General features: G+C 64.5%; 9 protein-coding genes. 1 reads left to right on the top strand and 8 read right to left on the bottom strand.

Features of this window, described 5'->3' with window-relative positions; translation table 11 throughout:
• The first annotated feature begins 119 nt into the window (after positions 1-119).
• Positions 120-728, top strand: a complete 609-nt coding sequence (locus FNA46_RS25275) for a Thoeris type III anti-phage system protein ThcA (RefSeq protein WP_143128004.1) — start codon at positions 120-122, stop codon at positions 726-728.
• Between the two features lie 240 nt (positions 729-968).
• Here FNA46_RS25275 and FNA46_RS25270 read toward each other — a convergent pair whose 3' ends face one another.
• From FNA46_RS25270 to FNA46_RS25235, 8 genes are all read right to left on the bottom strand, one after another.
• Complete coding sequence (locus FNA46_RS25270) at positions 969-1658, bottom strand: response regulator (protein WP_143128003.1); 690 nt, start codon at positions 1656-1658, stop codon at positions 969-971.
• Positions 1658-4351: a sensor histidine kinase gene (locus tag FNA46_RS25265; protein WP_143128002.1), complete on the bottom strand. Its 2694-nt coding sequence runs from the start codon at positions 4349-4351 to the stop codon at positions 1658-1660. The genes FNA46_RS25270 and FNA46_RS25265 overlap by 1 nt, the downstream gene beginning before the upstream one ends.
• 25 nt (positions 4352-4376) lie before the next feature.
• Positions 4377-4946, bottom strand: a complete 570-nt coding sequence (kdpC, locus tag FNA46_RS25260; RefSeq protein ID WP_143128001.1) for a potassium-transporting ATPase subunit KdpC — start codon at positions 4944-4946, stop codon at positions 4377-4379.
• Between the two features lie 2 nt (positions 4947-4948).
• The gene (gene kdpB, locus FNA46_RS25255) at positions 4949-6985 is read right to left on the bottom strand and encodes a potassium-transporting ATPase subunit KdpB (RefSeq protein WP_143128000.1); all 2037 of its coding nucleotides are present in this window, start codon (positions 6983-6985) and stop codon (positions 4949-4951) included.
• 12 nt (positions 6986-6997) lie between these two features.
• On the bottom strand, positions 6998-8707 hold the full coding sequence (kdpA, locus tag FNA46_RS25250) for a potassium-transporting ATPase subunit KdpA (RefSeq protein WP_143127999.1): 1710 nt from the start codon (positions 8705-8707) through the stop codon (positions 6998-7000).
• Between the two features lie 18 nt (positions 8708-8725).
• A complete protein-coding gene (gene kdpF, locus FNA46_RS26695) occupies positions 8726-8812 on the bottom strand; it encodes a K(+)-transporting ATPase subunit F (protein WP_143128006.1) in 87 nt (28 codons plus the stop codon).
• A 232-nt stretch (positions 8813-9044) separates the two neighbouring features.
• Positions 9045-9440: a hypothetical protein gene (locus FNA46_RS25240; RefSeq protein WP_246103384.1), complete on the bottom strand. Its 396-nt coding sequence runs from the start codon at positions 9438-9440 to the stop codon at positions 9045-9047.
• Positions 9441-9529: 89 nt separating this feature from the next.
• Positions 9530-9685, bottom strand: a 156-nt coding sequence (locus FNA46_RS25235; RefSeq protein ID WP_185969997.1) for a winged helix-turn-helix domain-containing protein, incomplete at its 5' end; no start/stop codon positions are given.

Below are 9685 nucleotides of genomic sequence, written 5' to 3'. Positions count from 1 at the left end.
CGAAACTCGGGGCTATTCACTGCATGGATCGAGCATTTGCGCTGGCTAGATGCTCAGATAGCTTCCGTGCGCACGCTAAAGGTGTCTGATGCCGGGTGGGAGCTGGTGGAGTGGGATCAATGACACAGAGTCGATCAATCTTCTTGTCTGCAGGCGTCCCGGACCCCGCTGCAAAACACTTCATGGGTGAGGGAGATACCGCGGCGATATCGGCAGTAATCAGCGCGCTACTGTATGTTGCCCTGGGGCGACGTCGGATTGTCTGGGGAGGGCACCCATCCATAACTCCGATGATTTGGGCCTATGCCGAAGCTCTTGACGTTGACTATGGCAAATGGGTCACCCTCTACCAGAGCAAGTTATTTGAACCTGACTTCCCTGAAGAAAACGCGCGGTTCAAAAACGTCATTCTGACGGAGGCTGTTCCGGGTGACCGTGAGCGAAGCCTTGAGTTGATGCGACGCCAAATGCTCTCGGAAAGTTCATTTTCTGCGGCGGTATTCGCCGGGGGGATGGGGGGAATACTTGATGAGTACAGGTTGTTTCGTGAGATGGCCGTCGACGCTGCAATCCTTCCGATAGCATCGACAGGTGGCGCTTCCGCTATTCTAGCTAAAGAAATTGATGCAAGTAGAGACTTGAGCGACGAGCTGGACTATGTCGATTTGTTGTTTACTCGGCTCGCAATCGATCCGAACGAGAAGCGCGGAGAATCGATCCTCGAGTAGCAATAAAGATAAATCACTCTAAGGGTGGAGGTAACATGCAGGCGCAGTGCTCAAAAGCGCCCGAGAGTGGCGATAAAAATGTAAATCTCTCCCATGGCAAAAGCTGGTCAAGACGCTGTCTTGCCTGGTAGTGTCGCGCTTGAACGTTGGTTACAAGTCTCTGTGTACTCAGGCCCCCGCAACCAGTTCAAAACAATCAGAACATAAAATACAAAAACAACCGCAATCCCGCGGCGGTCATCAGCTATCCAAAACCATCCGGTAGCCAACACCGGGCTCCGTACGCACGATACGAGGATGCGTCGCATCCCGTTCGATCTTCTGACGCAACTGTCCGATGAATACACGCAGGTAGTGAAGATCATCACCGTGCGCGACCCCCCACACCGACGTCAGAAGCATCCGGTGCGTCACAACCCGACCCGCGTGACGAGCCAGAAGAAGAAGAAGGTCGTATTCCTTCGGTGTCAGATGCACAGTATCAGCGCCGCGCGTAACCAGACGCCGTAACGCATCAATCCTGAGGCCGTCAGTCTCAATAAGGGAAGGCACCGCTTCGCTGCGACCCCGGTGGCGCAGGGCCGTGCGAATGCGCGCCGTCAGTTCGCCGATCCCGAAGGGCTTTTCCACGTAGTCGTCCGCACCGAGGTCCAGGGCGGCGATCTTCTCGCTCTCCCGATCCCGGGCCGACAGGATCACAACAGGCACCTCGCTCCAGCCGCGCAGGCTGGCGATGACCTCCTTGCCGTCCATGTCGGGCAGGCCGAGATCGAGGATCACGAGATCCGGCGCCAGCGTGGCGAGCGCCTTCAGCGCCTCCGCGCCGGTTGCGGCCTCGATCACGTCGTAGCCCGCCGCCGTCAGCGCCGGCTTCAGAAAGCGCTGGATCTGCGGTTCGTCATCGACAACAAGGATACGCGGCAGCGTCATCACTCTTCCTTCCGCTTCGTCTCGTCCGGCAACGGCAGGCGTATCACGATGCGGGTGCCCTTCTTGCGGATTGCCGGGCTTTCCGCATGAATGGTGCCGTTCATCGCCTCGATGAAGCCGCGCGCGATCGACAAGCCGAGGCCGGTACCTGGTGCGCGACCGTCGCCTTTCGTTCGTCGATAGAATTTTTCGAAGATCCTTTCCAGATCTTCCGGCGGAATCCCGCGCCCGAGATCGGTCACCGAGATCAGCACGCTCGTCCCGTCACGGCGGGCATAGACATGCACGGGGCTGTCGCCGCCGTATTTCACCGCATTGTCGAGCAGGTTGAACAGCACCTGGCCGAGCAGCACGCCATCGGCCTCGATCAGAGGCAGATCGGTTGCAATGCCCGTCTCGATCGCATGGCCGGGCGCGTGCTTGCGGATCCGCTCCACGGCGGATTGCACCACGTCGGCCACGTCGACCCAGTCCTGCTTCGGCTTCAGCGTGCCCGCCTCGACGCGCGTCATGTCGAGCAGGTTGGCAACGAAGCGGTTGAGCCGGCTGCCTTCCTCCTCGATCGATTTCAGGAGGTCGTCGCGGCTTTCCGGCTCCATCCGTTCGCCGAACTCCCGCAGACTGGTGACCGCGCCGGTGATGGTGGCGAGCGGCGTTTTAAGGTCGTGCGAGAGGGATGAGAGAAGCGCCTCGCGGTAACGTTCGCCTTCCAGTCGGGCGGCTTGCGCAACGCTTTCCTTCAGCAGCCGGGCACGGTCGAGCGCCAGCGTCGTCTGGTCGAGAATGGCGGCCAGCACGCGTTCCTCATGCAGGTCGAGCACGGCCTGCGCGGTCTCCACGCCGCAGACGCCGACGACGCCGTTCGGACCCGCGAGCGGACGGAACTCGAAGCGGCTGTTCGGCAGGGTGCCCGTGCCCTGTCCGGCCTTTTCGCGTTTCTCCTGCGCCCAGCGGGCGGCGGCCATGTCGGTCACATCCAGCTCGACATCCGGCGGCCAGGCGGCGGCCAGCCGCAGCTCATCCGTCTCCGGCACCAGCAGCACCACATTGCGCCGCAGGCTGGCCTGCAGCTGGGACACGGTTGCCCAGATCGCATCCTCGGATTTGCCGGTTCCGGCCAGCTTGCGGGAAAACTCGTAGAGCGATTGCAGCGCGGTGGCCCGCACCTGCGCCGTTTCCGACTGGCGCTGGATGCGCGAGGCAAACCCGCCGGCAATCACCGCGACGACGAGGAAGATCAGCACCGCGAACACCTCGTGCGGCGAGGCGATGGTGAAGGTGTAGAGCGGTGCGATGAAGAAGAAATTGTAGGCAAGCGCAGACAGCGCGGCTGCCAGAAGGGCTGCCGTATAGCCGCCGGTTACCGCTGCGCACAGCACCGCCACGAGGTAGAGGAGCGAAATGTTCGGCAGGTGCATGATGCGGTCGATGCCGACGCCGAGGCTTGTGGTGGCGGCCACGAGACAGGGGGCGATCCAGGCGGCACGCCGCAGCCGGGGCGAGCGCCAGGACAGGGATTTTTGTCGCGGCGCGGCGGCGGGCGATTCTCCTTCTGCGGTGACGAGATGCAGGCTGATGCCGGCGGCCCGGCGTGCCAGCGCATCCGGCAGGGAGGGAGAGAACAGCCGTCGCCAGACGGTGCGGGACCGCGCGCCGATGACGATCTGGGTCGCGTGTTCGCGCCTTGCGAGCTTCAGGATCTCCTCGACGAAATCGGCGCCGATCACATGACGCGTTTCCGCCCCCAGCTGTTCGGCGAGATGAAAGATGCGGTCGATCCGCTCCAGCCCGGCCCGTGTGGCATTGTCCTGATCGGCGCGTTCGATGGAGGCGACGATCCAGTTGGCATTGAGGCCGGAGGCAAGCCGGCTTGCGGCACGCACCACCTTTTCCGACAGCTCGTCGGCGCCGACGCAGACGAGCAGGCGTTCGCCCGCCGCCCATGGCCCCTCGATGGCGTTCTGGCGCAGATAATCAACCATCTGGTCGTCGACGCGGTCGGCGGTGCGACGGAGCGCGAGTTCGCGCAGCGCCGTGAGGTTGCCGAGCCGGAAGAAGCGGTCGGTCGCCCGGGCGGCATTGTCCGGCAGATAGACCTTGCCCTCCTTCAGGCGTTCCAGCAGTTCGCTCGGCGGCAGATCGACCAGCAGAACCTCGTCGGCGCGCTTCAGCACGAGATCGGGCACGCGCTCGCGCACGCCCACACCAGTGATATCCGCCACGAGATCGGCGAGGCTTTCCAGATGCTGAATGTTGAGCGCCGTCCACACGTCGATGCCGGCCTCGATCAATTCGGCAATGTCCTGATGCCGCTTCGGATGCCGGCTGCCCTCCGGGTTGGAGGAGGCGAGTTCATCGACGATGATGATCTTCGGACGGCGGGCAAGCGCACCATCGAGATCGAAAGCCTCCAGCATGCGGCCGCGATGCGCCATCCGGCTGCGCGGCAGCACCTCCAGACCCTCGAGAAGCGCAGCTGTTTCGCTCCGGCCATGGGTTTCGACGAGACCGACGACGATATCAACGCCATCCGCCTTCAGCCTTCGCGCACGCGACAGCATGGCATAGGTCTTGCCGACGCCTGGCGCCATGCCGAGAAAAACGGTCAGCTTGCCCCGGCGGTCCTTGTCCGCCAGGGCAAGCAATGCATCGGGATCGGGCCTGCGGCCCTGGTTGCGGCCATCATCCGCCATTCAGTCTCTCATATGTCGCGCCGGTTCAGCTTTTCAGCGCATCGAGCGCCAGATTAAGCTCTAGCACGTTTACGCGCGGTTCACCGACAAAGCCGAGAGAGCGCTGTTCGGTGTGCCGCTCGACCAGGCCGGCGAGGTCCGCTTCCGAGAGGCCGCGGGCCTTGGCGACGCGGGCCACCTGCGCGCGGGCGAATTCCGGCGAGATGTGCGGATCGAGGCCGGAGCCGGAGGTGGTGACCGCATCGGCCGGCAGTGGGCCTTCGATACCGGCGGCCCGCAGCTTGGCCACGTCGCCGGCGACGCGATCCTTCAGTTTTGCGGCGGTCGGGCCGAGGTTGGAGCCGGAGGAGGCGTTGGCCGCATAGGCATCCGGGCTGGTGGCAGACGGGCGCGGCCAGAAATAGCGGTCCGAGGTGAAGGTCTGGCCGATCAGGGCCGAGCCGACCACGGTTCCGTTGCGCTCGATCAGGCTGCCTTTCGCCTCAGCCGGCATCAGGCGTTCGGCAATCCCTGTCATGGCGAGTGGATAGCCAAGCCCGGTGATCACGGTCATGGCAAGCGTCAGGGTAATGGCGGGTCGCAGATGGTTGAGCATGGTTACACCAGATGAAGCGCGGCAACGGCGAGGTCGATGACCTTGATGCCGGCAAAGGGAAGAACAAGACCGCCGAGGCCGTAGATCAGCAGGTTGCGACGCAGCAGGGCCGCGGCGCCGGCCGGACTGTAGGAGACGCCGCGCAGCGCCAGCGGGATCAGCGCGACGATGATCAGCGCGTTGAAGATGACCGCCGACAGGATGGCCGATTGCGGCGAGGCAAGGCGCATGATGTTCAGCGCGTCGAGGGCCGGATAGGTCGCGACGAACAGGGCCGGGATGATCGCGAAATATTTCGCGACGTCGTTGGCGATCGAGAAGGTGGTGAGCGAGCCGCGCGTCATCAGCAGCTGCTTGCCGATCTCGACGATCTCGATGAGCTTGGTCGGGCTCGAATCGAGGTCCACCATGTTGGCGGCCTCGCGGGCGGCCTGGGTGCCGGTCTGCATGGCGACGCCGACATCGGCCTGGGCAAGTGCCGGCGCATCGTTGGTGCCGTCGCCGCACATGGCGATCAGGCGTCCGCCTTGCTGTTCGCGGCGGATATAGGCGAGCTTGTCTTCCGGCGTTGCCTGGGCAAGGTAATCATCCACGCCGGCTTCGGAGGCGATGGCGGCCGCGGTGACGGGGTTGTCGCCGGTCACCATCACGGTGCGGATGCCCATGGCGCGCAGCGCCGCGAAGCGTTCCTTGATGCCGGGCTTGACGACATCCTTCAGGTGGATGACGCCGAGCAGGCGGCTGCCATCGGCCACCGCAAGCGGCGTGCCGCCGGTGCGGGCAATCTGGTCGACGGCGCGGCGGAATTCTGCCGGCACCTCCTGGTCGCTGACGCCGGCAAAGCGCAGCACGGCATCGACCGCGCCCTTGCGCAGGCGGCGCGTGCCGAGGTCGACGCCGGAGAGGCGCGTTTCTGCGGTGAAGGCAATCGTGGCATCGAAGGTGCGGGTCTTGGAGGCGATACCGAATTCGCCGGTCGCGAGCGCCACGATCGAGCGGCCTTCCGGGGTTTCGTCCGACAGGCTCGACAACAGGGCGGCTTCGGCGAGATCGTGAACGGTCACGCCCGGGGCGGGCAGGAAGTCGCTGGCCATGCGGTTGCCGAAGGTGATCGTACCGGTCTTGTCGAGCAGCAGCGTGTCGACGTCGCCGGCTGCTTCCACGGCGCGGCCGGAGGTGGCGATCACGTTGAAGCGCACCAGCCGGTCCATGCCGGCGATGCCGATGGCCGACAGCAGGCCGCCGATCGTCGTCGGGATCAGCGTGACCAGCAGGGCGGCAAGAACCGTGACGGAGAGCACTGTGCCGGAATAGCCGGCCAGCCCCCAGATCGCCACGCAGACGAACAGGAAGATCAGCGTCAGGCCCGAGAGCAGGATCGACAGCGCGATCTCGTTCGGCGTCTTCTGGCGCTGGGCGCCTTCGATCAGCGCGATCATGCGGTCGACGAAGGACGAGCCGGGAGCCACGGTGATCTTCACCTTGATCTCATCCGACAGCACCTGCGTGCCGCCGGTGACGGCCGAGCGGTCGCCGCCGGATTCGCGGATCACCGGGGCGGATTCGCCTGTAATGGCGCTCTCGTTGACCGAGGCGACACCCTCGATCACCTCGCCGTCGCCGGGGATCAGTTCGCCGGCGGCAACCAGCACCACGTCGCCGATCTTCAGGCGGGTGGCGGCCGTGGTCTCGGTGCGGCCGTCGGCAAGGAGCCGGCGGGCGACGAGTTCGGACTTGGTCTTCTTCAGGCTTTCCGCCTGGGCGCGGCCGCGGCCTTCCGCCACGGCTTCCGCGAAGGTTGCAAACAGCACCGTAAACCACAGCCAGATCGCGATCTGCCCGGAAAAGACGGCTTCGGCGGGATGGGCGACGAGGTCGCGCAGGAAGAAGATCGTCACCACCGCTGCCACGACCTCGGTGACGAAAATCACGGGATTGCGCAGCAGCTGGCGCGGATCGAGTTTCAGCACCGCGTCGCGTGCGGCGGGGAGGAGAATGGCGGGGTCGAAGAGGCTTCGCGCCTTGAGGTCCTTGGACATGTTTGAACTTTCTCAGAAGGTCTGGCCGGCCAGCATCGCGAAGTGCTCGACGATCGGTCCGAGCGCCAGCGCGGGGAAGAATTGCAGGCCACCGAGAATGATGATGATGCCGACAAGCAGGCCGACGAACAGCGGGCCATCGGTGGGGAAGGTGCCGGCGGAGGCAGGCGTCTTCACCTTGGCAGCCAGCGAGCCGGCAATTGCCATGACCGGCACGACATAGGCGAAGCGACCAAGCAGCATCGCGATACCGAGCGTCGTGTTGTACCAGAGCGTGTTGCCGGAGAGACCGCCGAAGGCAGAGCCGTTGTTGCCGACCGCCGAGGTATAGGCATAGAGGATTTCGGACAGGCCGTGGGGACCCGGCGTGCCGATGGCCGCGACTGCAACGGGAAGCATGGCGGAGATCGCCGTGAAGCCGAGGATGACCAGCGGCAGGATGAGGACGGCGAGCATGGCGAACTTCATCTCGCGGCTTTCGATCTTCTTGCCGAGGAATTCCGGCGTACGTCCCACCATCAGGCCGGCGACGAAGACGGAGAGCAGTGCGAAGACAAGAATGCCGTAGAGGCCGGAGCCGACGCCGCCGGGCAGAACTTCGCCGAGCTGGATCAGGAACATCGGTACGAGACCGCCGAGACCGGTAAAGGAGCCCAGCATACCGTTGACGCCGCCATCGGAGAGACCGGTGGTCACAGCCGCGTAAAGCGCGGTGGCCGACTGGCCGAAGCGCACTTCCTTGCCTTCCATATTGCCCTGGGCGGGGTCGAGGCCGAGCGTGGTCAGGATCGGATTGCCCTGGCTTTCGGCCCAGTAGACGACGGCGACACCGGCAATCAGCAGCACAGCCATGGCGGTGATCAGCGCCCAGCCCTGGCGGCGATTGCCGACCATCTGGCCAAACGTATAGACGAGGGCCGCCGAGATCGACAGCATCGCGAAGATGTTGAGCAGATCCGACCAGGCGGTCGGGTTCTCGAACGGATGGGCGGCATTGACGTTGAAGAAGCCGCCGCCATTGGTGCCGAGCTGCTTGATGGCTTCCTGGCTGGCAACGGGGCCGAGCGAGATGACCTGCTGTGCGCCTTCCAGCGTGGTGGCCGTGGCGGAAGCCTCCAGCGTCTGCGGCAGGCCCATGGCCACGAAGATCAGCGTGACGACGACCGCAAGCGGCAGCAGCACGTAGAGCGTCGCGCGCGTCATGTCGACCCAGAAATTGCCGAGCGTTGCCACGCGCGAACGGGCCAGCGCACGGGTGAAGGCAATGGCCAGCGCCATGCCGGTGGCGGCCGAGAGGAAGTTGTGAACGGTCAGCCCCGCCATCTGGCTGAAATGGCTCATCGTCGCCTCGCCGGCATAGTTCTGCCAGTTGGTGTTGGTGACGAAGGATACGGCCGTGTTGAAGGCAAGATCCGAAGGGACCGCCGGAAAACCCTGCGGATTGAGCGGCAGGTAGGCTTGCAGGCGCAGGATCGCATAGAGCGAGGCAACGCCCACCAGCGAGAAGGCGAGCATGGCGATCGTATAGGCGAGCCAGCTCTGTTCCTTCGCAGGATCGATGCCGGACAGTCTGTAGAGGCCGCGCTCGACGGGACCGAGCACGGGGGAGAGGAAGGTTTTCTCGCCGGAGAAGACGCGTGCCATGTAAAGCCCGAGAGGCTTGATGGCGACGAGCACCGCGAGGAAAAGGAGGCTGATCTGCAGCCACCCGATGATGGTCATGGGAATTCTCCTGGAGGATCAGAAGCGCTCGGGCCGCAGAAGGGTGATGACGAGATAGACACCGAGCGCGAGGGCGACGGCGAGGCCGAAAAGGGGTTCAAGCATGCTTGCCTCCCTCACAGCCGGTCGAGCGCGCGCGCATAGACCGCGAGCACGACGAGCGTGCCGCAGCCGAGCGCCAGAAAGATGAGGTCGGACATGTCCGTTTCTCCTGTTGATTGCACAGGAGACTTACGGGGGAACCGCGTCAGGTTTCGATTGGGAAGATATCAGCGGGACATAAGGAAAAGATAAGGAGACGTCTTTTCGCGGCGCTGGCGTGGGTCTCCCGCCCGCGTCAGCGCAGCAAGAGGCCCAGAAGGACCGCGCCGACAACCAGCAGCACAGCCGCTAGCGGCATGAGGATCGCAAGGCCGGGCCGGCGCCTGTGCAGCGCCGGATCGCTCATCGTCATCGCCGTGTCGAAATTGCGCGAGCGGTGGTGCTGGGACGCGGGCTTGCGCTGCGTGTTCCGCGCCGTCTCGGTCGCCTCCGGCGAGAGAGGAAGGCCGGCCGCCTCGGAATCCGTTTCCATCGGCGCCATGGCGGGATCAAAACCCGGCCGCTTGTCGCCGGTCAGGCCGCGCTGGATGTCGCCGCGGATTTGTGCCGCGGTCGGCTCTTGCTGCGGGCTCGTGTCTGCTGGCTCGTCAGTGGTGGGGCGGTCTGGGCGATCGGGGTGTGTGCTGGCCATGTCTGTCTCCGTTCTCGCCGAACGGAACGGTGGCGGGTTGGTTCCCGCCGCCGGAACGAAGCAATGTCAGGCAGGCCTACGATCGGGGATCAAAATTCCATCGCATACCCCGCGCCGCGAACGGTGCGGATGACATCCTGCATGTTGGAGAAGTTGAGCGCCTTGCGCAGGCGCCCGACATGCACGTCGACGGTGCGCTCGTCCACGTAGATGTCGTGGCCCCAGACGCCGTCGAGCAGCTGCGA

The organism is Affinirhizobium straminoryzae, assembly GCF_007004135.1.
Taxonomy (GTDB): Bacteria; Pseudomonadota; Alphaproteobacteria; order Rhizobiales; family Rhizobiaceae; genus Neorhizobium; species Neorhizobium straminoryzae.
Note: the sequence above shows the minus strand (reverse complement) of the source record. Positions and strands in the feature narration are given on the sequence as shown.

What these genes read in the sequence shown, in the direction of transcription:
- FNA46_RS25270 (WP_143128003.1), bottom strand. Translation starts at nt 1,658, where the DNA reads ATGACGCTGCCGCGTATCCTTGTTGTCGATGACGAACCGCAGATCCAG.
- FNA46_RS25275 (WP_143128004.1), top strand. Translation starts at nt 120, where the DNA reads ATGACACAGAGTCGATCAATCTTCTTGTCTGCAGGCGTCCCGGACCCC.
- kdpA (WP_143127999.1), bottom strand. Translation starts at nt 8,707, where the DNA reads ATGACCATCATCGGGTGGCTGCAGATCAGCCTCCTTTTCCTCGCGGTG.
- FNA46_RS25265 (WP_143128002.1), bottom strand. Translation starts at nt 4,351, where the DNA reads ATGGCGGATGATGGCCGCAACCAGGGCCGCAGGCCCGATCCCGATGCA.
- kdpF (WP_143128006.1), bottom strand. Translation starts at nt 8,812, where the DNA reads ATGCTTGAACCCCTTTTCGGCCTCGCCGTCGCCCTCGCGCTCGGTGTC.
- FNA46_RS25240 (WP_246103384.1), bottom strand. Translation starts at nt 9,440, where the DNA reads ATGGCCAGCACACACCCCGATCGCCCAGACCGCCCCACCACTGACGAG.
- kdpC (WP_143128001.1), bottom strand. Translation starts at nt 4,946, where the DNA reads ATGCTCAACCATCTGCGACCCGCCATTACCCTGACGCTTGCCATGACC.
- kdpB (WP_143128000.1), bottom strand. Translation starts at nt 6,985, where the DNA reads ATGTCCAAGGACCTCAAGGCGCGAAGCCTCTTCGACCCCGCCATTCTC.